At 41.5% G+C, this 24326-nt stretch carries 20 protein-coding genes and 1 riboswitch; of the genes, 11 read left to right on the top strand and 9 right to left on the bottom strand.

Features of this window, described 5'->3' with window-relative positions; all coding sequences use genetic code 11:
* Positions 1 to 24: 24 nt before the first annotated feature.
* Together E5N72_RS16145 and E5N72_RS16140 are read right to left on the bottom strand one after the other, a co-directional pair.
* Complete coding sequence (locus E5N72_RS16145; RefSeq protein ID WP_135926047.1) at positions 25 to 918, bottom strand: 2-dehydropantoate 2-reductase; 894 nt, start codon at positions 916 to 918, stop codon at positions 25 to 27.
* On the bottom strand, positions 911 to 1261 hold the full coding sequence (locus E5N72_RS16140; protein WP_135926046.1) for a VanZ family protein: 351 nt from the start codon (positions 1259 to 1261) through the stop codon (positions 911 to 913). The genes E5N72_RS16145 and E5N72_RS16140 overlap by 8 nt, the downstream gene beginning before the upstream one ends.
* Before the next feature lie 157 nt (positions 1262 to 1418).
* Between E5N72_RS16140 and E5N72_RS16135 the strand changes: the two genes are divergently transcribed.
* The 3 genes from E5N72_RS16135 (at position 1419) to E5N72_RS16125 (ending at position 4472) form a co-directional block, all read left to right on the top strand.
* Positions 1419 to 1901 carry a YajQ family cyclic di-GMP-binding protein gene (locus E5N72_RS16135; protein WP_063703177.1) on the top strand — a complete coding sequence of 161 codons (483 nt, stop codon included), beginning with the start codon at positions 1419 to 1421 and terminating at the stop codon, positions 1899 to 1901.
* Positions 1902 to 2023: 122 nt separating this feature from the next.
* Positions 2024 to 2263 carry a hypothetical protein gene (locus tag E5N72_RS16130; RefSeq protein WP_135926045.1) on the top strand — a complete coding sequence of 80 codons (240 nt, stop codon included), beginning with the start codon at positions 2024 to 2026 and terminating at the stop codon, positions 2261 to 2263.
* A 167-nt stretch (positions 2264 to 2430) separates the two neighbouring features.
* Positions 2431 to 2585, top strand: a riboswitch (cobalamin riboswitch).
* Positions 2586 to 2618: 33 nt separating this feature from the next.
* The gene (locus E5N72_RS16125; RefSeq protein ID WP_135926044.1) at positions 2619 to 4472 is read left to right on the top strand and encodes a TonB-dependent receptor; all 1854 of its coding nucleotides are present in this window, start codon (positions 2619 to 2621) and stop codon (positions 4470 to 4472) included.
* Between the two features lie 60 nt (positions 4473 to 4532).
* Here the strand turns inward: E5N72_RS16125 and msrA are convergent, their stop codons facing one another.
* From msrA to E5N72_RS16110, 3 genes are all read right to left on the bottom strand, one after another.
* Positions 4533 to 5066, bottom strand: a complete 534-nt coding sequence (gene msrA, locus E5N72_RS16120) for a peptide-methionine (S)-S-oxide reductase MsrA (protein WP_135926043.1) — start codon at positions 5064 to 5066, stop codon at positions 4533 to 4535.
* A gap of 86 nt (positions 5067 to 5152) precedes the next feature.
* Positions 5153 to 8251 (bottom strand): efflux RND transporter permease subunit, encoded by a 3099-nt coding sequence (locus tag E5N72_RS16115; RefSeq protein ID WP_135926042.1) that lies wholly within the window; start codon positions 8249 to 8251, stop codon positions 5153 to 5155.
* Between the two features lie 3 nt (positions 8252 to 8254).
* Entirely contained in the window at positions 8255 to 9307 is a 1053-nt protein-coding gene (locus E5N72_RS16110) for an efflux RND transporter periplasmic adaptor subunit (protein ID WP_135926312.1), read from the bottom strand.
* 241 nt (positions 9308 to 9548) lie between these two features.
* On the opposite strand from E5N72_RS16110, the gene E5N72_RS16105 reads away from it, so the two are divergent.
* From E5N72_RS16105 to E5N72_RS16090, 4 genes are all read left to right on the top strand, one after another.
* Positions 9549 to 10259 carry a DUF2982 domain-containing protein gene (locus E5N72_RS16105; protein ID WP_135926041.1) on the top strand — a complete coding sequence of 237 codons (711 nt, stop codon included), beginning with the start codon at positions 9549 to 9551 and terminating at the stop codon, positions 10257 to 10259.
* 23 nt (positions 10260 to 10282) lie between these two features.
* Positions 10283 to 10615, top strand: coding sequence for a hypothetical protein (locus E5N72_RS16100; protein ID WP_135926040.1), 333 nt, complete (start codon positions 10283 to 10285; stop codon positions 10613 to 10615).
* A gap of 85 nt (positions 10616 to 10700) precedes the next feature.
* On the top strand, positions 10701 to 12377 hold the full coding sequence (locus E5N72_RS16095) for a DUF1566 domain-containing protein (RefSeq protein ID WP_135926039.1): 1677 nt from the start codon (positions 10701 to 10703) through the stop codon (positions 12375 to 12377).
* Positions 12378 to 12381: 4 nt separating this feature from the next.
* Positions 12382 to 12897 carry a DUF1566 domain-containing protein gene (locus E5N72_RS16090; RefSeq protein ID WP_135926311.1) on the top strand — a complete coding sequence of 172 codons (516 nt, stop codon included), beginning with the start codon at positions 12382 to 12384 and terminating at the stop codon, positions 12895 to 12897.
* On the opposite strand, the gene E5N72_RS16085 is transcribed toward E5N72_RS16090, so the two are convergent.
* Positions 12885 to 13994: a tRNA nucleotidyltransferase gene (locus tag E5N72_RS16085; RefSeq protein WP_135926038.1), complete on the bottom strand. Its 1110-nt coding sequence runs from the start codon at positions 13992 to 13994 to the stop codon at positions 12885 to 12887. The two genes, E5N72_RS16090 and E5N72_RS16085, sit on opposite strands and share 13 nt — an antisense overlap.
* Positions 13995 to 14119: 125 nt before the next feature.
* On the opposite strand from E5N72_RS16085, the gene E5N72_RS16080 reads away from it, so the two are divergent.
* Both E5N72_RS16080 and E5N72_RS16075 read left to right on the top strand, forming a co-directional pair.
* Positions 14120 to 15040: an AAA family ATPase gene (locus E5N72_RS16080; RefSeq protein WP_135926037.1), complete on the top strand. Its 921-nt coding sequence runs from the start codon at positions 14120 to 14122 to the stop codon at positions 15038 to 15040.
* A gap of 13 nt (positions 15041 to 15053) precedes the next feature.
* On the top strand, positions 15054 to 16079 hold the full coding sequence (locus E5N72_RS16075; protein WP_135926036.1) for a general secretion pathway protein GspB: 1026 nt from the start codon (positions 15054 to 15056) through the stop codon (positions 16077 to 16079).
* 20 nt (positions 16080 to 16099) lie between these two features.
* Here E5N72_RS16075 and E5N72_RS16070 read toward each other — a convergent pair whose 3' ends face one another.
* Complete coding sequence (locus tag E5N72_RS16070) at positions 16100 to 17308, bottom strand: HD-GYP domain-containing protein (protein WP_135926035.1); 1209 nt, start codon at positions 17306 to 17308, stop codon at positions 16100 to 16102.
* A gap of 181 nt (positions 17309 to 17489) precedes the next feature.
* Positions 17490 to 21293, bottom strand: a complete 3804-nt coding sequence (gene putA / locus E5N72_RS16065) for a bifunctional proline dehydrogenase/L-glutamate gamma-semialdehyde dehydrogenase PutA (RefSeq protein WP_135926034.1) — start codon at positions 21291 to 21293, stop codon at positions 17490 to 17492.
* A 166-nt stretch (positions 21294 to 21459) separates the two neighbouring features.
* On the opposite strand from putA, the gene E5N72_RS16060 reads away from it, so the two are divergent.
* Positions 21460 to 21942: a winged helix-turn-helix transcriptional regulator gene (locus E5N72_RS16060; RefSeq protein WP_135926033.1), complete on the top strand. Its 483-nt coding sequence runs from the start codon at positions 21460 to 21462 to the stop codon at positions 21940 to 21942.
* A gap of 52 nt (positions 21943 to 21994) precedes the next feature.
* Here the strand turns inward: E5N72_RS16060 and E5N72_RS16055 are convergent, their stop codons facing one another.
* A complete protein-coding gene (locus E5N72_RS16055) occupies positions 21995 to 22591 on the bottom strand; it encodes a TIGR04211 family SH3 domain-containing protein (RefSeq protein WP_135926032.1) in 597 nt (198 codons plus the stop codon).
* A gap of 214 nt (positions 22592 to 22805) precedes the next feature.
* On the opposite strand from E5N72_RS16055, the gene E5N72_RS16050 reads away from it, so the two are divergent.
* A complete protein-coding gene (locus tag E5N72_RS16050; protein ID WP_135926031.1) occupies positions 22806 to 24326 on the top strand; it encodes a CYTH and CHAD domain-containing protein in 1521 nt (506 codons plus the stop codon).

Below are 24326 nucleotides of genomic sequence, written 5' to 3'. Positions count from 1 at the left end.
TAACTTTACTCTTTCCTCTAGTAGCTAGCTTTTTATTTTTATCATACTCAGCATGGCTTGGTTATATGGTGTTTTTACACCTAGCTTCGCGCCTTGTTCACACACATAACCACAAATTGCATCTATTTCTGATTGTCGGTTATGGCTGATATCTTGCTGCATAGAAGAAAAGTTTTCTGCAGTTGCAGTCATCACCGAGTAGGCTTGATCCAGTGCCTCGCAGAGCTTTACATCAACACCTTGTTTATTGGCTACCAGACACGCTTCACTCAGTAAATTAATGATGCGAGTGCTAAATTGCGGTGCACGGAGTTGGCCATTTTTAACGTTATGGATTGCTGTTAATGGGTTAATGGCAATATTGACTAACAGTTTTTGCCAGCGCAATGAGTGAATATCATCACTCACTGAAAAGTGTGGCAGGCTGCTAAATAGATGTTCAAGTTCATTGAGTTTTTCAGTTGCTGCTGCATTACATGCGCCAAGCACACTTTCGCCATTTCCTGTGTGGTTTACACTATAGGGCGTTGCTTTAAAGCCAGCTAAACGAGTTGTTAGAAACGATAACCCTTGAGTGTCTAACAGTTGGGCATTAAGTTCATCGACATTACCCATACCATTGTGAGAAATAACAAGTTGGCAGTTTTTAGTAAGGTAAGGTTTTATTTGCTTAAAAGCTGCTTGCACCTGAAATGCTTTAACAGTAATTAATACCAAGTCAAAGGGCGGCGATTGATTTAATTCTGCATAATTAATAAGGCGCGCTTTAATAGGATGTGATTTGCCATTACTTGCTTGATAAAAACGCGTGGTCAGGGTTGGCTTACGAGTCAGTAATGTGATGTCATGTTGTGCAGATAAAAAATGGCTAAATAGCAGGCCTATTGCGCCATCACCCACTACTAATAAATTAGCCATTACGTTGATTACTACCTAAATGAAAGCCAAGCTTTATAGCAAAATAGCTTACAGCACCAATAAAGTCAGCGATAAAGTCACCAACTGAGGCTTGGCGATAAGGCAGCATATCTTGCATAAATTCAATGGCGGCTCCGTAGCCTGCTAACAGTAAAATTTGTACCATTAGAGGTAACTTAAATGCCTTGTCCATCACCAAAGCGAGTATGAAGAAAATACCAAAGTGCGCTACTTTATCGACGTGAGGAAACAGGTTGCCAACCCCTTTAATTTCTTTGGCAAATAAAATCGTAAAGCCAATAATGCTGGCTAAGAAGATAACTTGGTAAACACGCCTTGTCACAATAACCCCTAAAAATGCCGAAATTGAATGGCCAGTATATCAAACAATTTTTGCATCGCACCTGAACAAATCGGATAAAAATAGAAAGAATCGACAAATAAGCGTTATAATTGCCAACCATAAACGAATTTAAAAAAGACTATGTTAGGAGAACCCCATGCCTTCATTTGATATTGTTTCTGAAGTAGAAATGAACGAAGCGCAGAATGCAGTAGATAATGCAAAGCGTGAACTAGAGACGCGTTTTGATTTTCGTGGTGTTGATGCATCAATCGAACTAAGTGACAAAGTAATTAAGTTAAAAGCTGAAGCACCACAGCAAGTGATGCAACTTTTTGACATTCTTGCAGCAAAAATTTCAAAGCGTGGTTTGGATGTATCTAGCCTTGAATTAAGAGACGAGTCACGTAGCGGCAAATACGTAATGCGTGACGTTGCACTTAAGCAAGGTATCGAAAAAGACGTAGCGAAGAAAATCGTTAAGTTAATTAAAGACTCAAAAATCAAAGTACAAGCCGCGATTCAAGGTGAAGAATTACGTGTAACTGGTAAAAAACGTGATGATTTACAAGAAGCAATGCAAGTTGTTCGTACTGCTGATTTAGGTCAACCATTCCAGTTCAAAAACTTCCGCGATTAAAACTTATGGCTTTAAGCTGTAAGCCAGTAAGTTTCTGAGCTTTACAAGGAGCGTATCATGAGACGAATATTAGGTTACAGAGAAAAAGATATCTTCTAGCTATTTTCAGCTAGAGGATATTTATGTCAGTAAAAAACAAAACAATTGACCGTAATAAATACGGTAAAATAAACAGAAAATACACAGGTCCACACAGTACTTATTTTTATCAACAAACACCAAGTTGGTGGGTAAAAATGACGATGACTAAGCCAAGAAGACGCTTAAATAAAGCACTTTGCAAGCGTGTGATGAATGGTGCTGACCCAGAAGGAATTGTTTTTCCGTTAGGAAACTCAAAACCTCATGAGTATTTCTGGTAATTATTTGTTTGATAAAAGCCAATCAGCATGCTGATTGGCTTTTTTACTTTCGGCTTACGGCTTACAGCTTAAAATTTGTCTTTAGCGGTATAGCCGTCCATTGACATTCTTCCCTAAAATCATCACAATAGCAGCCTATTTTCAAGGTGCTTGCTGTATCTACAAAGATACGTGTTATTTCAAAGGGTGAAATAGTCGCAAGATAATCGGGAAGTTGGTGCGTTTTCAGGGAGAAAACAATGCCAACACTGCCCCCGCAACGGTAATGTGTATGCCATACATACGCAGAGTCCGGAGACCGGCCTTGAAGTAACTTACTATTTGCGTGTGCGGTGGGCACAGGCTAGGGGATATCATGCTAAATAAATCTGCGTTAGGCGTAGCGATTGCTGCTGCGTTGTCTTTTTCTGTATCTGCTGACGAGCAATCAATCGAGCACATCACAGTTACTGCCAATAAATTCGAACAATCAATTAATGATGTATTAGCTAGTGTTACAGTTATTGACCGTGCTGATATTGAGGCAAGTTATGTTCGTGACTTACCAAGCTTACTGGCAACTCAAGCTGGCTTTCAAATTAATGCCAATGGTGGTTTTGGGCAAAGCTCAGGTGTTTCACTACGTGGTGCAAGCTCTCGCCATACGCTTATTTTAATTGATGGTGTACGTACAGGATCAGCAACACTTGGCTATAAAAGTATTAGCAATATTCCTTTAAACAGTATTGAACGTGTTGAAGTAGTAAAAGGCTCACGTGCTGCTGTATATGGTTCTGATGCGCTAGCGGGTGTGATCAATATCATTACGCGTAAAGCACAAAATACGACTTTAGATGTCACTTTTGGCTCAGATGCTTATCAAGAGTATCAAGTGGCGACAGGCGGTCAGTTTGCGGGCGTTGATGTTGCTGTTAATGCCGGCTATGAAAAAACAGATGGCTTTGATGTGCTGCAAGGTTTAGCGCCAGATGAAGACGGCTACGAGAACAAAAACCTTGGCTTTAATCTAGGTTATCAAAATGAGCAACTAGGTGAGTTTTTAGCGCAAGCACAATACTCAGAAGGCGAAGCACAATACGATAGTGCCTATAGCCCAGCAGACAGCACGGTAGAAAAAGGTGAGTTCGAAAATTACCAAGCATCATTAGGCTGGAAAAAAACTTTCGACAAACACAGCCATGCCATCGATATTGCCATATCAAGTGATAGTTCAGATGACTCACGTATTGATTACACAGGCGCAACGGTGGTCGATAAGTTTGAAACTGAGCGTGAGCAAATTGATTACAATGGCCAATACTTTTTCAATCAAGCATTAACACTAAGCGGCGGTTTAAATTGGTATAAAGATGAAGTAAACACTAACTCAGGTACTTACTTAAAAGACAGCCGTGAAGTATTCGCTGCGTTCATTGGCGCTTATTATGATGATGAACAAGTACTTGCAAACCTAACTGTTCGCCAAGATGATGACCAGCAGTTTGGTGATGAAACCACTTACACAGCCGCTGTTGGCTATCACTTAAATGACATCGCCACATTCCGTGTAAGTCAAAGTACTGGTTTTAAATCTCCAACTTTTAATGACCTATATTATCCAGGCTCGGGTAATCCAGAGTTAAACCCTGAAACATCAGATAACCAAGAGCTAGGCCTATCACTCAATGTGAATGATATTAGCCTTGATATTGCGATTTTCCGCAGCGAAATCGACAAAAAAATCGCCTGGGCGCCAAATGCATCAGGGCAGTGGATCCCCACTAATATAAACGAAGCTCGCCATGAAGGTGTTGAGTTTAGCTTTAAAAACCAAGTGTTTGGCTTTGATCACAGCTTTAACTTCACTTACCTCTCTGCTGAAGATACCGAAACCGGTCAGTCACTAACCTATGTGTCAAACCACAGTGTGAATTGGTCATTACATAAAGCATGGGGTGATTTTGATGCCGGTATTGATATGCAATACCGTGGTGACCGTGATGGCAAGTTAACGCACTTACCTTCGTATACGTTATGGAATTTAGTTGGTCACTACCAAGCAACTGACAACTTAACTGTGTCACTACGTGTAGAAAACCTATTCGATAAAGAGTACAACGCCGTTGATGCCTATGGTACAGACCTAGATGGTGATTACATCAACGACGAATTTTATTACTACAACACGGCCGAGCGCCGCTTGTTTGTAGGTGCCCGTTATCAGTTCTAATAATAAGGAAAATTATTAGTTCTGCGTCTAAAAGCTCGCTACCTACTTAGCGAGCTTTTTTCATTTTAGTTTATCAGCGAAGTATTGACCGAATTTCTCAAGTTTAGGCGCGATAAGGATACTGCAATAACCTTGATTCGGGTTTTCATTGTAATAGTCTTGGTGATATTGCTCTGCTGGGTAAAAGTTCGATATTGGGCTAAGCTCAGTGACAATTGGCTCACGAATTTGCTTCTGTAAAGCTGCTATCATTGTTTGCGCTTCAGCTTTTTGCTGCTCAGTATGATAATAAATAACACTACGATACTGTGTGCCTACATCGTTGCCTTGTCGATTTAATTGTGTGGCATCGTGTAAAGTAAAGAACATTTCAAGAAGGGTATTATAGCTCACAATACTGCTGTCAAAATCGAGCTGAACAACCTCAGCATGACCCGTTAAGCCAGTACATATTTGCTGATAACTTGGGTTTTCAATTTCACCGCCTGCATAGCCAGAACTGACATTAAGCACGCCTTTCACTCGTCTAAATGCAGCATCAATACACCAAAAGCAGCCACCGCCAAAAGTAGCTATTTGTATGTTGTTATCCATCGTTTATTCCCTCACTGTTTTGCTGACTATAGCCGAAAAAACAAAACGCCGTAAAGACGGCGTTTTATTGTTGCTTAAAGACAGTTCTAAATTTCTTCCAACGGTTTGTCTTTAGCTTGTTGTTCTAACTTGCTTTGTAAATACTCAGGCGACTGAGTATTACGGGCTAGGGCAGTATATGCTGCTGGCACAACAAATAGAGTTAGTAAGGTTGCCACTATTACACCTGTAAATACCACCACACCAATTACCATACGGCTCTCTGCACCCGGGCCACTTGCAAGTACCAGTGGTACCGAGCTCATCACTGTGGTCAGTGAGGTCATAATAATCGGGCGTAAACGCTGCGTTGCCGCTTGGGTAATCGCTTCGTTAAATTCAACGCCTTTATCACGCAGTTGGTTGGCAAACTCAACGATTAAGATACCGTTTTTCGCGCTTAAACCAATCAGCATTACGATACCAATTTGGCTGTAAATGTTCAGAGTGAGATCTGTGTACCAAAGGCCAAATAATGCGCCGACTAAGCCAAGCGGAACAGTCAACATAATCACAAATGGGTGAATAAAGCTTTCAAACTGTGCAGCAAGAACTAAGAAAGTTACTGTGAGCGCAAGAATAAACACATAGGTCATTGCTGATGCGCCTTCATAGAACAGTTGCGACTCACCTTTATAGTCAATTGCACCATCGATGTCGTTTTCTTCAGCGGCAACTTGATTTAAGAAGTTAAGCGCTTCTTCTAGGGTATAACCATCGGCTAAGTTTGCACTTAACGTAATTGCGCGCATACGGTTATAACGATTTAAACGTGATGCTGTGGCTTCTTCTTTTAAGCTAATTAAGCTATCTAGCGGCACTAATTCGCCACTGCGTGATTTTAAGTAGATATTTGAGATATCGGTCGGGTTCGCAAAGTCTTCTTTAGTACCTTTTAGTATCACATCGTATTCTTCACCACGGTCAATAAAGGTTGTTACGCGGCGCTGCCCCAACATGGTCTCGAGAGTGCGGCCTACATCAGACACCGAAACCCCTAAATCCGCTGCTTTGTTTTTATCAATGTTGATTAAAAACTGCGGGAATGTTTCTTTATAATCATGGTCGATTCTTACCAAACCAGGGTTTTTCTCTGCACGTTTAATAATGCGGTCTCGCCAATCGGCTAGTTGGTCGTAATCGTTACCTTGCAGTACAAACTCAATAGGACGTGATGAGCCACCGCCGCCAATACCACGGCGCATAATTGCAAACGCACGCACATCAGTTACTTCGGTCATTTTACTGCTTATCTCGTCCATTACTTCCCAGGTTGAGCGCTTACGCTTATCCCAGTCAGCCATGCCAATGATAGCAACACCACCTTGACCACCCCAGCCAGGCACACGAACAAGCACTCGGCTTAATTCGCCAGACTCTGAGTAAGGCATTAAACGTTCTTCAATTTTCGCCATGTTGGCTGCGTTATTTTCATAACTTGCACCCTCAGGCCCACTCATCATGATAAAGAAAGTACCCCGGTCTTCTTTTGGCGTAAGCTCTGATTGTACTTTTTGAAATAGCATAAAGCTGGCAACACCGGCCAAAATCATGGTTAGTAGTAAGCTCCACTTACGGCCCATATTAGAAGTAAGTGAGTTACGATAAGCATTTTCGATTTTGGCGAAGGTTTTATCCATCCACTGGCTAAATTTACTCTCTTTTTCAGAAGCCTTGAGTACTTTTGAACACAGTGCCGGAGAAAGTGTTAATGCTGTAATACTAGAAAAGAACACAGCAGCACTAACAGCCATCGCAAACTCGGTAAATAAAGCACCAATACGGCCATCCATAAACACCAGCGGTACGAACACAGAGATGAGGACGAGGGTAGTGGCAATAATCGCAAAACCAACTTCACGAGCACCACGGAACGCAGCCAATAAAGGTGGCTCGCCTAACTCAATGCGGCGGTGAATATTTTCTAGCATAACAATCGCGTCATCTACCACTAAACCAATAGCCAATACCAGTGCTAGCAGAGTTAATAAGTTGATTGAGTAGCCCATAGCAAGCAAGAATATAAAGCTACCCACTAACGCAACAGGTACTGTCACAGCAGGGATAAGCGTTGCGCGAATATTACCTAAAAATAAGTAGATAACTAACACTACCAGCGCCATTGAAATCGCAAGCGTTCTATATACTTCGTCAATTGATTCTTTGATGAAAATTGATGAGTCGTAGCTGTCTTGAATAGTGGTGCCTTCTGGCAAGTTACGCTTAATTTTTTCGAGCTCAGCGCGGGCGTTATCAACCACGGTAAGCGTGTTCGCTTTGGCTTGTTTTACAATACCCAAACCAATCATGTTACGGCCATTACCACGGAACAGGCTTTCGTCGTCAGCAGCTTCTAAATGAACATCAGCCACTTCACCTAAACGCACCAAATAGCCATCTTCACCCCGTTTAATTACTAGGTTTCGAAAGTCTCGCTGATCTTTATAACTACGCGCGGTACGTACTGTAAAATCACGGTCAATAGATTCAATTTCACCGGCGGGTAATTCAACGTTTTCTGTACGTAATGTATTTTCAATATCGCTACTGGTAATGCCGCGTGCAGCCATCGCTTTACGGTTTAGCCAGATTTTCATAGCGTATTTACGCTCACCACCAACGCGCACGTTAGAGACACCATCAACAACGGCTAATCGATCAACAATAAAGCGTTGTGCGTAATCAGATAACTGCAATGAATCCATGGTGGTACTGTTTAGTACGAACCACGCGATTGGGCTTTCATCACTGTTTGATTTAGAGACCTCAGGCGGGCGAACCTGCTCTGGTAAGCTATCAAGCGCGCGGGCTACACGTTCGCGTACATCGTTAGATGCGGCATCAATGTCGCGGCTGATATTAAACTCAATGGTGATGTTAGAGCGACCATTACGGCTTGATGAGTTAATGCTTTTGATGCCCTCAATACCCGAAATGCGATTTTCGAGTACTTGGGTGATTTTAGTTTCGATAATTTCTGCACTGGCACCGGTATAGTCAGTGCTTACACTGACTATTGGCGTTTCAATATCAGGGTATTCACGCAGTGGTAGCATTGAAAATGCCACCAAACCAAAGGTGAGTAATAACAGGTTTATTACGATCGCAAAAACCGGGCGTTTAACGCTAGTATCTGTAATTTTCATGGTTTATCCCTTGATACTAACTTTACTGCCGGTACGAATTTTAATAATGCCCTCGGTCACAACTTGCTGACCATTTTCAAGACCTTTATCAATAGCAACCCAACCATCATGACGACCAGCAACATGTACTTCTACTTTGTTTGCTACACCGTCTTCAATTTGGAATACGTAGTGTTTGTCTTGTTGAGGGATTACGGCTTTTTCTGGCACCATTAATGCCTGACTTGAGCTTAGCTCCAATGCGGTGTTTAACAGCATACCAGGTCGTAATAAACCGCTTTCGTTAATAAAGCTTGCGGTGACTTCAACGCTGCGAGTAACAGAATCTATGCGCGAGCTGATGTGGGTCACTTTACCTGTGAAGGTTTTATCAGGATAAGCATCATTTTGCGTCATCACTTTCATACCCAGTTGTAATTGCGCTAAGTACTTTTCAGGTACTTTAAAATCAACTTTAATGATGCTGATATCATCAAGGGTGGTGATGTTGGTAGTGTTGTTAACGTATGTACCGATAGAAATTTCGCGCTTGCCAAGTAATCCTGTGAAGGGCGCTTTGATGGTCATTTCAGCAAGCTTTGTTTTTGCACTTTCAAGTTGTGCTTCGGTTGCGTCTACGCGTGAAAGTTGCTCTTCTAATAACGATTTAGCGGTTGCTTGCGAGCGTGAAAGCTCGGTTAGACGGTCTAATTGGCGTTTTTCTTCGCGTAGGTTGATACTTAACTCTTTAACGGCGAGTTCTTCTTCTTGTGCTTGTAATTGTACGAGTTTTTGACCTTTACTTACTAAGTCGCCATCATTGAAAAAGATGTCAGTAACATAATCGTTTTGAGCGCTTCGTATGTAAATAGCCTGATTGGCACGTGCGCTGCCTATTGCTTCAATAAGCACTGCGTTTTCTTCAGCGGTGACTGTGTGTGCTTTTACTTGCGTTGTGCGATCGCCAAAATTTGATTGCTCGCCTTGACTTGAAGGTAAGTACAAATAAATACATAACCCTAGCAATAGTGTGATAATAAAAGGAAAAAGAGCTTTACCGGATTGTGTAGAATACATCATCGTGTTACCAGAAAATTAGTTGAGAGTAGTGTACAAAATTAGTACGTGCCACGTATGTCAGATATCTCGTTTATTTGTGAATTTGGCGTAAAAGTTAAAAGTTCGGCAAATTTGTTCCTTTTATGAGATGAAAAGAGAGGTTTTGGTGTGGGTAAAGAACCAAAGTGTAACTATTGTTTAACGATCCGAAAGATAGTTTTGGTCACTATTGTTATGTTTATTTTTTATTTTTCGTTTTATGGATAAGCAAGCCCCTATTTTGCGAGTGCGAGCCCAAGCATCTCGACATGGTATTGAATGTTTACTTGTTGGGGGCATTGGGTTGGTGTTTATTATGTTGATTAACCTGCTTAGGCCTGGTGAGATCAGCATTATCGAAATATTTTTAGCAACAAGTTGTATTGCCGCTATTTTCATTGGCTTTTTAAAGACTCAAGAACCATATTATAGTTTTACTTTTTCTGGGAAATTACTTATTTTTCATCATAAAGCTGGCAATTGGCAGTTGAATCGCGATAATTTTTACCAAAGTGGTATACCAAAAGTGCATCTAGACCTCGAATACCTTGAGTTAAACGCAGTTGGTATTAAACTCAATAATATAGATGAATTTTTAACGCAGCTCCCTCCCAGAATTGCCGGGCGATTATTGATAGAGCAACGTCATTTATTTATGCAAGTTATTAAAAATCATTGCAAAAATGGCGATTGCCCATCAGAATGGCTTATAGAAGACACGGAATACACTGCCCCAAGTGGTCAGCTTTACAAAGGATTGATTGCTATGTTTGCTAATCGCACGCAGCATTTAAGGCAATTGACTGGATATGATTTATTATTGCCTGCCAATGTTCTTGATACTGACATTTGGCAATTTAGTGCAGATTTAAATCGTTGGAAGTTAAACCCAAACAAGTTTATTAATACTCGCTTAAATAATGAGCAGTAGGTGGTAGTAAGTAGGAACAGGCTATGAGTCAAGAACGTGCTTTTATTAAAAGCGGTCGCAACACGATTATTCATAAAGATAAGAAGCTCGACTTGGTGATCGTCAATGGCGAAACTCACCCACGAATTAAAGTGACCCAAAATGGCCTAGAGCCGTTCAAAGATGAACTGCCAAAAAACCGCCGTGAAGCCAAAGAACGTTATTTAGAAATGGTTTATATTTCAAGCACTGATGTGTTTGCAGAAGAAAAGCGATTACTGTTTATTCAAGCCCTTGATGGCAGAGAGTACAAAGTAGACTACAGTAAAGTCGGTACCAAATTGTTTGTCCGTATCCACCAAGAAAGTTACCTATAACCCTTAGCTTGGCACTTAATTTGCTTATTACTTCCTTATTTGTCAGTTCCTAATAAATTGGCGTGGTTAATTTAAGGTGGTAAATATGAGATTAGTGCTTCTTACCTTTGTTGCATTAACGGCACTATCGGCCTGTGGCGGAGGAGGTGGTTCAAGTGAAACCCCACTTGCAGCGACTGTTAATGCAGGTCTTGATCAGCAAATTATCGAAAAAAGTGAGTTTACCGTTTCTGCGAAGGGCTCTCCCGCTGATGGTACGTTTACATGGCAACGCGTCAGTGGTCCTGTTATTGAAGGCTTTCCAGCACAAGGTGCTGAGCAAACACTGACTGCTCCTGATATTAAATTAGACTCAGAGCTTATTCTGAGAGTTAATTATCAAACGACGGATGGGCAACTGGTTTCTGACGAGGTGAGTATTTTTATCACCTCTAATAATCAATTGCCGGTCGCTGTAATCACTCAAATTGCCCCTGAAGAGCTGCCATCACAATATAACGACACAATCGTACTCAGTGGTGCAGAGTCAATCGATATTGACGAAAATGGCTCCGTTGACAGCTATCTTTGGAATAAACTCGATGGCCCAGAGCTCATCGTTGATAGCTTTGAAAATCAAACAATCAGTTTTACCCACCCATTACTTGAATCAAATACGCCAATTACTTGGCGACTCACGGTGACTGATGACGAAGGCGGTTCAGCCAGTACCGAGCAAACATTTACCTTAAACAAAACTCTTGAAGTGATTATTGCCAATGCCGGTGAAGATCAACAAGTAATTGAGTTTGATACGGTCACTCTTGATGCCAGTGGTAGCGAAATTGTTACCGCAACAAAAGAGTGTTTTTGGCAGCAAATGAGTGGCGAAACAGTCACTCTTGCTAATCAAAATCAGTGTATTACCACTTTTGTTGCCCCTGATGTTGATACCGATACCGAGCTTAGCTTTGAAGTAACAGTAACAGACAGTAAATCGCGTAGTGACACCGACACGGTGACTATCGATATTAGCCCAAAACCGCTTGGTTTAATTAACGATACTGGCATGAGTGATTGCTATAACAATTCACAAAAAATAAACTGTAAGAGCGCTGATTTTCCAGATCAAGATGCGGATCTTGGTCGCGATAGCGTTGCAAACCAACTGGATAAAATTGGTCAGGGCGATTTAGCATTCGATTTCACAAAAATGAATGAATTTGCTGATGAACTACCTGATGATGCGACCACATTTAGTTGTGTTCGAGATAACGTTACAGGATTAATTTGGGAAGTAAAATCCCCAAGCACAGCACTGCCTCCAGCCACAACAACTCGCGCTGCGACTAACCACTATACTTGGTATTTAACGACTTCAAACGGCATTCAAGCAGGCAGCGTTCAAGGCGCTGCAAATTCAACTTGCCCAAGTGCAACATCGTGTGGTTTACAAACTTATGTAAATGAAGTGAATGCCACTGACTTCTGCGGCGGAACGAATTGGCGTGTTCCTACTTATACTGAGTTACTCGGGTTACTCGATTATGCTAAACAAGGTGGTACAAGTTTACTATCAACTGAGTTTTTCCCCAATCAGCCAAATGCAATGCAATTAAGTACTGATGGCAGTGCATTCATGCCGTACTGGACTTCACAAACTGCAGCGGATGGTACCAGTTTGTCGCAAGCGTATATCATAAATATGAGTAACGCGAATGACTTAGCTTATCCAAAAGGCAACACGGCTTTTGTGCGTTTAGTAAGAACTCCGGGAGAGTAAAATGATGAAATATCTATCTGCAGCCGTTACTTTACTGGTTAGTGTACCGAGCATTGTCAGTGCTCAGGTCTGTTATGATGCAGCAACCGAAACAACCCCAACAAGCCGCTTTGTCACGCATATCGATGGTACTGTTAGCGATATTAAAACGGGTTTGATGTGGCAACGTTGTACTTTTGGGCAAAGCTATAATAGCGATATTGATGCATGTGAAGGCACCAGCCAGCAATTAACATGGGGTGAAGCGCTACGAGGTGCTAAAAATGCTACATTCGCTGGTTATTCTGATTGGCATGTTCCCAATATTAAAGAACTTGCAAGCATCTTAGAGCATAGTTGTGTGCAGCCTAGCATTAACGAAACAGTATTTTTATCAACTAAGCTGCAAAACTACTGGAGTAGCACATCCGGTATAACTCGCAGTGATTTAGCGTGGGTGTATCAGTTTGATAAAGGTATCAACAGTTTACATGCTAAAACATCGGATATTTATTTACGCCTTGTACGTTACGAGAAGTAACGACTAATGGCGCTGAGCCGCGCTTGTTCGAGCGCGGTTTTTATATCGGCCCCTTTAATACCTTGTGCGATAAATTGCTGAGGGTTAACAGCCTTTGCTTGGTTTGCAGCAAGTGTTAACGACTCATGGCATGGTACGGGGTGCTGTAAACTGATTTCTAACACTTTAAGTACCTGTTGAAAACGCTCTGGGCGTCGCCATAAATCAAGCTGGTTAAAGCAGTTAAAAACCTCGTCGCAACTAGGCTGTTCGCTAGCTAAAACTGCTTGATGGGTTTGCGCGTTAATAGCCAGAACGCGTACTTCATTCGGTAAGCGAATTGTATTTGCGATACTGTTAATTTCCTGACTAGATAAACTTAGCGTTACTTGGCTGAATAAGAGTGCAGTATCATGCAACTGATGGTTATTAGCATAATCGAACCGAGCTTTGAGTGTTTTATAAGTATCCTCATTCCACTGTTTTTCAAGCTCTGCACTGATCACACTCAGGCCACCAATACTTGCAAGAACATTTAAAAAATCGCTAAATGCACCATCGCTTAATGACTTTTCACACTCTAACCACACTCGCTCTGCAGTGAGAGTTGTGAGCTCACCCGCTTTAACCATAGCAATGAGTAACTGTTTAGTTTCGGGGGCAATGGTAAAGCCCAAGTAATGATACCGAGCAGCAAAACGCGCTACACGCAATATCCGTAATGGGTCTTCGCTAAATGCATCGGATACATGACGTAATACACGCTTTTTGATGTCATCTTGACCACCGAATGGGTCAACTAAGCTGCCATCTTCGGCTTGAGCAATGGCATTGACGGTTAAATCACGGCGAATTAAATCTTGCTCTAGAGTTACCTCTGGAGTGAAATCACAGATGAACCCTGTATAGCCTTGCCCTTGTTTGCGCTCGGTGCGAGCAAGCGCATATTCTTCTTTGGTTTTTGGGTGCAAAAACACCGGAAAATCTTTGCCAACTTGTTGGAAACCTTGGTTTATTAGCTGTTCAGGTGTGGCGCCGACAACCACATAATCGCGTTCTTTAATTTCACGACCAAGTAGAGCGTCTCTGACTGCTCCACCGACTAAATAAACCTGCATAGATCACCTTCAATTTTGTGTTTTCAGTATTTTACGTTATTTGTTCAATAAAATGCGAACAAGGTTTTAAGTAGCGTAGTTTTTTGCCATTATAGGCGGTGATTTTAAACGCAAGGAATATCACGGTGTATTTAAGCTATTTCGGCTTGTCAGAAAAACCTTTTTCGATTGCCCCCAATCCTGAGTATTTATTTCTGAGTGAACGCCATAAAGAGGCGTTGGCACACCTTACTTATGGACTCGGTGAAGCGGGTGGCTTTGTGCTATTAACAGGTGAAGTCGGTACAGGTAAAACAACATTAATAAGAAGCCTGCACGAGCAGTTGCCTGAAAACACCCAAGTAGCGCAAATCCATAATCCAGCTTTGTCGCAGCTAGAGTTGCTTGCCAGTATTTGCGACGAACTGAAAATAGATTACGACAGTGACAACGCGACATTAAAAACCCTCACTGATGTGATTAAAAAGCACCTTGAGGCAAATAACCAAGCTGGTGGCCATACCATCTTAATTATTGATGAAGCGCAATTACTCGCACCAGATGTGCTTGAGCAGTTGCGCTTACTGACCAACATCGAAACCGATCACAAAAAGCTGCTGCAAATTGTGTTAGTAGGGCAGCCAGAGCTACAGGAGCTTTTAAAACGTACTGAACTTCGACAACTTGCCCAGCGTATTACGGCACGTTACCACCTACTGCCACTGACTGAAGGGCAAGTATTTGCCTATGTAAAGCACCGCTTGTTTAAAGCGGGCACTGAGCAAGCCTTGTTCTCAGGTGATGCGTTAAAAGCGATTTATCAAGTTACTCAAGGCGTACCTAGATTAATCAATTTATTGTGTGAGCGTTGTTTGGTGGGGGCTTTTTCGCAGCAAAAACTTACCATAGACAGTGAGCTTGTGATGCGTTCGGCCGAAGAGGCATTGCCGCCAACCAGCACTGAGGTTATACCTAAAGGTGCTCGAGAGCCGAGCTATGTATGGCTTTATCCTGTTTCATTTTTAGCCGTATTAGGAATGGGTATTGGTTTATCCTACCTAATTTAACGAGTGATCAATTATGTCATTACTTTTAGATGCAATAAAACAATCGGCTCAACATGAGCAAACAGCCGTTGATCACGATCAGGCTGCTTTACAACTTAAACAGCAGCAAGAGTTAACACGCTATAAGCGTTTAGCCTTTTCATTTGGGTTATTACTGGCTGCAATTTTAACGCTAATGGCTGGTTTTTCGATTGGTAAGTGGTTACAGCAAAGTAAGCCATTTGCTGAGCAGCCAGTACTAGCAAATGAGAATGAAAAAGTACCCAGTGCGACAGCTGAAAATGTTGCGGGTTCTAAAGATCAAGAGCAACTTCAAACAGATAACTCTGTAGCTAAAGTACCGTCTGGTTCGCAACCTGTGGTGGCACAACAGCAAATGATGCAACAACCCCCTCAGCAACAAACCATGATGCAGCAAGTTCCTGTACAAGGTGCTCAGCAGTACCAATGGGTACAAGTGCCTGTAAACACAGTGCCAGTTTATGCAAATCAAGCACAGCCGCAATATGCTCAGCCAGTGTATCAAAATCAAGCCGCTTATCAGCCGCAGCCACAGTTTTCGCAACCGATGCAAATGCAGCAAGCTGCACCACAGCCGACAAATAGTAATGGTATTGATTACAGTAAATACAAGGTACTTGGTAAGCCCCTTGATGAGAACGCCAATAATCAAACTAAGCCAGATGATGAGTTAAACGAAGTGTCGGATTCGTTAAAAAAAGCTTTTGCGCAAGCGGTTCAGGATGTTGACCAGCAACGTTCTTCGCAGGTAACGCATAGTACTAAAAGTTCGTCTTATGCTGATCCGATAGAGCTGCTCCCTGAGTCTATTCAAAATGCAATTCCAACACTTAAATACCAAGCGCATATCTACGCATCTGAGCCATCAAAGCGTTGGATAAAACTCAATGGTCGTGAGCTTTATGAAGGTGATAATATCGGTGTGTTATCGTTAATCGAAATCACGCCAGAGCAGAGTTTACTTAGCTATGATGGCTATGAATTCACTTTAAAAGCACTGCAAGACTGGCCTGAGTAGCCAGTCATGATGAGTCAAGCTTAAGGTAGAATAGAGCTTTTGAAAAAACGGATTAGATCGATGTTAAATTCACTCGGTCTGACCGCTGCTTCAAGGCTGTCGTGGCAGCGACTGTTTGCTAAATCGATATCTTGTACTTCTGTATATCGGGTATGTTTAGCGTGATAAAAGACTTTCACTTGAGGTTTAAGTGGGCTTGTTGGGTTGCTGCGAGTAACCACACCAAGTTTTTGGCTTTCTAGCCTTACCAATGTGCCAACTGGGTGAATACCAATGCATTGAATAAATTTAGTGACCAAATCACCATCGAAACTATCTGGGCAGCCATCTTTTAAAATTTTGAATGCTTTGATTGGTTCCATTCCTGCCTTGTAGACTCTTTCTGCGGTCAATGCATCATACACATCAACAATCGAGGCCATACGTACATACAGGCTTATTTCATCGCCACTTTTACCAAAAGGATACCCACTACCATCTAAGCGCTCATGGTGAAAGCCTGCAATATCAACGGCAATACCACTGAGGCCAGACTGCTCTAATATTTCTTTGCTAAAGCGCGCATGATTTTGAACGAGTTGGTACTCTTCATCAGTCAATTTACCTGGTTTATTGAGTATTTTATCGGGGATATTAATTTTGCCGATATCATGAAGTAATGCACCGGTGGCAAGTTCTTGAATAATCGATTTTTCGATACCTAAATGCTTTGCAAAAATGCTGATCAAAATAGACACGTTAATTGAATGCTCAAGTAAGTAAGCATCTTTTTCTCGCATGCGAGTGATACAGGTTAATGCATCTTGATTTCTAAACACAGAATCGATAAAACCGCTTGCTAGCTCTTGAAAAGGGGCAACATCAATTTTGTTTCCTTCTCGAATGTCTGCAAATGCTTTGCTTTGGAGTGATTTGGCTTCTGTATAAAGACTATTTGCTTTTGTCATCTCTGCCGACATACTGTGCGTAGTGTGCCATGGATCGAATGGCTTAGAAGAGACGGCTGGTGCTGCAGGTTTTGGTTTTTCAGTGATTTTATTGTCACTATCAAGATTTAGCGTTTTATCAGGATCGATTTCAATTTCTAAAATACCAGCTTGCTTAAGCTTATCAATACTGCCTTGTGTTTTTACCCAACCTTGGTTTTTTATACGGATCTTGCCTGTCTGTTTTGTCACGCCGTGAACAAACATGCCAGGTTTAAGTTGATTGATAGGGAGTGTTTTCAAGGCCTTTACTTCTGCTCAGATACAATACTATTAAACTAGCAGAAAATGTGTATTCCAGTAAATATTAATAGTACTTAATGGTGTTTTAAACTGCAGGGCAACCTTAAAAACGACTATAAAAAAAGCCCCCAGCTGATAAGCTGGAGGCCCTTAGAAGTGACAATAAGTTAGATAAACTTATTTACTCGTCGTCTTCAACCAATGTCATAAGTGATGTGTTACCACCTGACGCTGTCGTGTCGATACTGATTGTTTTCTCAGTTAGTAGACGTTTGATTAGCGTATCGTAGTACTCAGAGCTAATTACCGGCAGGATTGCACCTTTACGTTGTGCTAACTGCTGGCTGAAATAGCCTAAGCGAGATGAACGCGCAGCAACAACGGCACCAGCAAGGTGAGGATGCGCTAAAATAGCTTGTAACTGATTAGGTTTAGCTACTTGGAATACACCCTCTGCAATACCTGTTGAGATAAACTTATCTTTAAACGCCACAGCTTCGTCATAGAACAACTCTGAAGCAACAGTGATAACAGTATTACCAGCCGCAAGTGCAGTGATAATAGAAATTGCCCAGAAGTTAAATGACGTACTCTTATCTGCATAACATACTACGCAACCACGTGGTTCTAAGTGTAGCGTGTTTGACTCACCCGTAGGTCCAGGCAACACAGTGTGTTTACGCATGTGCTTTTCAAGACGGTTAAGCTGCGCACGTGCATCAGCAAGGGTTAATGCTAAGTCATCAGCAAGCTCATCAATGATTTCAACGGTTGCAACTTTAGCAAGTAATTGACGCACAGCCGAAACTCGGTCATTTAACGGTGTTGAACGCCAGATCTTCTCATCACGTAATGAGTTTTCCATTAACTTAGCAACTTGCTCAGCCGCACCTGAATAGTGGTGAGTATCTAGCTCATCAGGTGTTAGGTTTGTCATTTGCACGTTATCTGGTGATGCTTTCTCTTTCACTAGACGTTGTAAGTAGTTAGGGCCACCTGCTTTCGGACCAGTACCTGATAGACCACGACCACCAAAAGGTTGAACGCCAACAATCGCACCAATCATGTTACGGTTGATGTAAACGTTACCTGCACGCGACATTTTCGCTAAGTATTCACAACGCTCTTCGATACGTGAATGCACACCCATCGTTAAGCCAAAGCCAGTGCCATTGATTTGATCAATCACGTTATCAAGCTCTGTACCTTTGAAACGGATGATATGTACACACGGGCCAAATACTTCACGTTTAAGCACAGATAAGTCTTTGATCTCATATAGACGAGGAGCAAAGAAATAAGCGCCATTTTCGTTGTTATCAGGAATTTCACACTCATAATGAAGTGTTGCGTTACCTTTTAGGTATTCAACATGTTCATTTAAGTTTTTCAGTGCTTTTTCGTCGATTACAGGACCAATGTCAGTCGAAAGTAACGAAGGATCGCCAACATGTAGCTCTTTTAATGCGCCTTTAAGCATTTCGATGATGCCATCAGCAACATCTTCTTGTAAGAACAACACACGGAGTGCAGAACAACGTTGACCGGCACTTTGGAAACCTGAGCTGATCACATCGTCAACAACTTGCTCTGGTAGAGCTGTTGAGTCAACGATCATACAGTTTTGACCACCGGTTTCTGCAATTAGTGGTACTTGAATATCGTTACGCGCAGCAAGTGTTTGCGAAATAAGCGTACCTGTTTCTGTTGAACCTGTGAACATAACAGCTTGAATTCGCTCATCAGGAACAATTGTTTTACCTACATCGCTACCACGTGCGATAACAGGTTGTACAACGTGCTCAGGTAAACCAACAGATAACATAAGCTCGATAGTACGTAAGGCAATTAAGCTTGTTTGTTCAGCAGGTTTTGCAATAACTGTGTTACCAGTCACGATTGCAGCAGCAACTTGGCCTAAGAAGATAGCTAATGGGAAGTTCCATGGGCTGATACATAAGATTACACCACGTGCTTCAAAACGCTCATCTTGTGCTAATTCTTCAGCTCGAGCTGCGTAATAGCGGCAGAAATCAACGGCTTCACGAACTTCATCAATACCATCTTTGGTAATTTTACCCGCTTCTTTAATACAGATAGCAACTAGCTCATCGTGATGACGTTCTAGAATATCAGCAATACGGCGTAGTAAGTTAGCACGCTCTTTAACCGGTGTTTGTGACCATGATTCAAATGCTTTTTCTGCATTTTCTAATAATGCTGTCATCTCTTCAGAAGAGTGAAGTTTTACATGACCAATCACTTCTTTGTGATTTGCTGGATTCTTCACTGCTAGAGAGCCTTCAGGCACATCATTTAAATCAATACGATGCTCTGCAAACCACGCATCTAGATTTTCTTTAAATGGAGTGATGACATTGATATCAGTTAAGTCCATGCCTTTTGAGTTAGCACGTTCTTCACCATATAAATCAATTGGCATTTTAATTTGCGTGTTGTACTTGTTACGTAAACCTTGCAGTGTTTCTACTGGGTCAGGTAAAAGTGACTCAACAGGCTTAGTGGTATCAACAATCGCATTTACGAATGATGAGTTAGCACCGTTTTCTAATAAACGACGAACTAAGTATGCAAGTAAGTCTTCGTGTTGACCAACAGGCGCATAAACGCGACATTGAATTTTTTCTTGGGTTACGATTTGGTCGAATAACGACTCACCCATACCGTGTAGGCGTTGGAATTCAAAGCCTTCGTGGTCGCCTTTAGCAACTTCTAAAATAGTTGCTGCAGTGTAAGCATTGTGTGTTGCAAATTGCGGGTAAAGCACATCACGTGCTTCAAGTAGCTTGATAGCACAGGCTTTGTAAGAAACGTCAGTTGTCGCTTTACGAGTAAATACAGGGTAGTGATCTAAACCATCTTGCTGAGTAGTTTTGATTTCTGTATCCCAGTATGCACCTTTAACAAGGCGAACCATTAATTTACGGCCAACGCGACGAGCAAGATCAGCAACCCACTCAACCACAAAAATAGCGCGTTTTTGGTATGCTTGAACAGCTAAACCAAAACCATTCCAGTTACCTAAATCGTCATCACTAAATACAGCTTCAATAACATCTAGTGAGATATCTAAACGATCAGCTTCTTCAGCATCAACAGTGAAGCCGATGTCGTAGCTTTTCGCTGCAAGGGCAAGTTCTTTTAACTTAGGTACGATTTCAGCAATTACGCGCTCGCGATGAGTGAATTCATAGCGTGGGTGAATTGCAGAAATCTTAACTGAGATACCTGGGCTTTTGATAGGACCACGGCCATTTGCCGCTTTACCAATTGCATGGATAGCCGTCATGTAGCTGTTGAAGTAACGCTCTGCATCTTTCATTGTGCGAGCGCCTTCACCTAGCATATCGTATGAGTAAACGTAGCCTTTTTGTTCTTTATCTGCCGCACGTTCAATCGCTTCGTCAATGGTACGACCCATAACGAATTGCTTACCCATGATCTTCATAGCGAAGTTCACAGATTTACGAATAACAGGCTCACCTAAGCGACCAATGGTCTTTTTCAGCACACCAAATTGTTGTTCTTTAGACTTGTCGCTGTAGTTAACCATTTTACCAGTTACTAACAGACCCCAAGATGATGCATTTACAAATAATGAGTCACTGCTACCTAAGTGCGAACTCCAGTCACCTTTAGCAAGCTTGTCACGAATTAGCGACTCTTGCGTTGCTTTATCTGGTACGCGTAGTAGTGCTTCAGCAAGACACATTAAAACAACGCCTTCTTCACTTGATAATGAAAATTCGTTAAGTAGTGCATCTACACCGCTTTGACCATCCTGATCGCGACGGATATTTAAAACCATTTGACGAGCACGTTCCCACGCTCGGCTACGCGCTTTCACGCCTACTTCAGCCAAAGGCAAAATATGATCAATTACCGCGTTTTCATCAATACGGTAAAAATCACGGATTTTTTGTCTTATTGGACATTCAGTTGTCAAATCGCCATTAAATAGCATATGTAACCCTCTGGTGTGTGGAGTCGAGAAATACAATTAACGCATTTCTTGCCATTGATATATTTCGTGCATTCTAATTAAAATCCAGCAGAATATGCTGGTTATATTTTTCGATTTACGATAATTTACAGGGCATACCGTTAACTTAGCCGCATAAAATTCTGTTATGACTAGTCCGAATAGATTACGCATGTTAGATCGCATCGATTTAGCAATTTTAGACGCTCTGCAAAAAAATGGCAGAATATCTAATGTGAACCTGGCAAAACAGGTAAATTTAAGCCCAAGTCCATGTCTTGACCGTGTAAAGCGTCTTGAACAAGAGGGCTATATTGAAGGCTATTATGCCAAGCTAAGTGAAGCAAAACTAAATCAAAGTTTATTAGCACATGTACAGGTATCACTTGTCACATCGAATACATCGGTGTTTAAAGTATTTCGCGAATATATTTTAAATATCCCACAAGTTGTTGAGTGCGATATGGTCGCAGGTGGCTACGATTACTTATTAAAAGTACGAGTTTCAGATATGGATGAATATCGTCAGGTATTGGGTGATTTAGTTGATATACCGGGGGTAGGCACCCATCACACTTATATGGTGATTGAGAAAATCAAGCAAGACAGTGGTTTGCTCTTTGATATCTAAATTAAACAGACAATAAAAAAGCACCTAACGGTGCTTTTTTATTGTTGATAGATTATGCCCAACCATCATATCGCTTACGGCGCGACAACATAATGGTAAGGATAATACCTAACAATAAACCAATAAATGCAATTGCGCCGCCATAGGTAAGTAGCTGACGTTTTTCTTTTGCACTGGCTGTTTGTTTAGCGTTGCGCTCAGATTCAATTGTGTTTTTAAGCGCTTGGATTTGCTCACTTAGTGCTTGGTTTTGCTCTGTGAGGGTTTTATTTTGCTCTTGTAACTGAGGCAGTTCAATTTCTGCTTGGCGTAGTTGCTCTTGCATTAAAGTCATATCATTACTTAATGCTTGAAACTGCTGTTGAATACCTGCATTTTCAGTCACAAACTTTGCTTCTACCCAGCCTTCACGATCTTTGTCGTCACGGATTTTAAAATAACCATTATCTTCAGCTGACAGTAAAGTAACTTGAGTACCTGCATCAACCGAACCTAAAATACGGTAGTTTTTACTCGGACCAGAGTGCATAAAGGTGTAGAGGTTATCGACTATGTATGCGGTGTTTTCGTTACTGCTTGGCGCTTCTTCTGCGTAACTAATAAAAGAGGTGGCCGCTAGGAGCAACCCAAAAATACACTGTTTTAACATCAATCTACCTTGTTAACGTAACCATTGCCTAGAAATGGCCAAATTTATAATTTCTTTATGTATAGAGATAGTAGGGATTTCAACTATTAATAGCAAGGAAGATATTGTAATCCATAGCCAAGCTCAAGATTAAAATTCAGGAAAAAGTTTGCATTAAGTAGCTGCTTTGTTTATTTTGAGCACTTAATTATTTTAAATGTACTCCGCAAAGCGAATGGATACTGAGATAGAACTGAAGTTTTTGGTGTCAGATGCCGTTGTTCCACTGATCCCCGCATTAATTACTCAATTTGCAAAAACCGTTACAAACAAGCCCTCACGTAGCTTACAAAATGCTTATTACGATACACCAAGCCGAGAATTGCGCGCATTAGATATTGGTTTACGTACGCGTTGCTGCGATAACCAATGCGAGCAAACCATTAAGCTTGCAGGCGAAGTGGTTGGTGGTTTACATCAACGCCCTGAATACAACTTACCGCTTGAGGGTACGCGCCCTGATTTACTTGCTTTTGATGCTGCAATTTGGCCGCATGGTATGCAAGTTGGGTCAATAGCCGATAACCTATACCCAATTTTTAGTACTAATTTTATTCGCCGTACATGGTTAATAGAAACTGACAGCGGTGCAAAGATTGAAGTCGTGCTTGATAAAGGTGAGATTTCTGCGTCGGGCAAAGTTGAACCCATTTCTGAACTAGAAGTTGAGCTAGTAGAAGGTAGTCGCCAAGAGTTATTTGCTTTAGCCGATAAGCTAGTGCGCGAAAGTAATGTACGTTTAGGCTTATACTCTAAAGCAGCTCGTGGTTATCGCCTTGCTGATGACAATCCGTTAAAAGCAAGCAAATCAATTGGTTTTGTGCCGTTAAAGCGTGATGCAACGCAAGAGCAAGCGCTTATAGAAAGCATCAACTATGCAATTCGCTTTGTGCAAAAACATGAAGCTTGTTACTTCATCAAGCCAAGCCTAAAAACCCTTAAACGTGTGACCGATGGAATTCGTTTGATTCGCCACACTTTCTGGTTGTTTGATGACATAGTAAGTAAAGATGACACTGATTTATTACGTACAGAGCTAAAATGGCTGCTAAGCGAACTAGCGTGGGTAGAAAATGCAATTCAGTTAAAAACCTACACATCTAAACGCCACGCTTATTATAAAAAAATTAATAGTGCGCCAGAACTCACGCAAGTTATCAACGACTTAAAACAGTTACAACCAAGCATCGAAGATGTACAAGAGCTGTTTCATAGTACTCGTTATAATCGTTTATTGTTACAACTAACTACATGGTTGATAGAAAAACAGTGGCGTAAATCATGGGGACAAGCTGAGTTTAAAGCGGCTGAAGAGCCCGTTGCTGATATTGCAAAGCGATTATTTGCTAAAGATTGGCACGACATGCATGAGCTCATTCCAGAGCAAAAAGTGTTTACAGACAAAGATTACTTAGCACTGCGCACGCGCCTAGAAAATTCTCTGCTTAGTGGAAATTGTTTAGGGGCGCTATTTAACAAAGACGACCGTAGTGAGTTTCGTATTCCATGGTTAGATATCTCTCATGGTATTTATGAACTAAGTACACTTGAGTATCTAAAACAGCTGTGTGCTGGTCATGAAGATTTAGAACTTGCAAAAATACAGTCTTGGTTGGAGCAAAAATCTGAATTTTTAGTAAGTGCAATGGAGCAAAGCCGTCACGCTACATTCGACACAGACCCTTACTGGCTATAA

The organism is Pseudoalteromonas sp. MEBiC 03607, assembly GCF_004792295.1.
GTDB classification, from domain to species: Bacteria; Pseudomonadota; Gammaproteobacteria; order Enterobacterales; family Alteromonadaceae; genus Pseudoalteromonas; species Pseudoalteromonas lipolytica_C.
The sequence above is the reverse complement of the archived record's forward strand: the minus strand, read 5'-3'. Positions and strand labels throughout refer to the sequence as shown.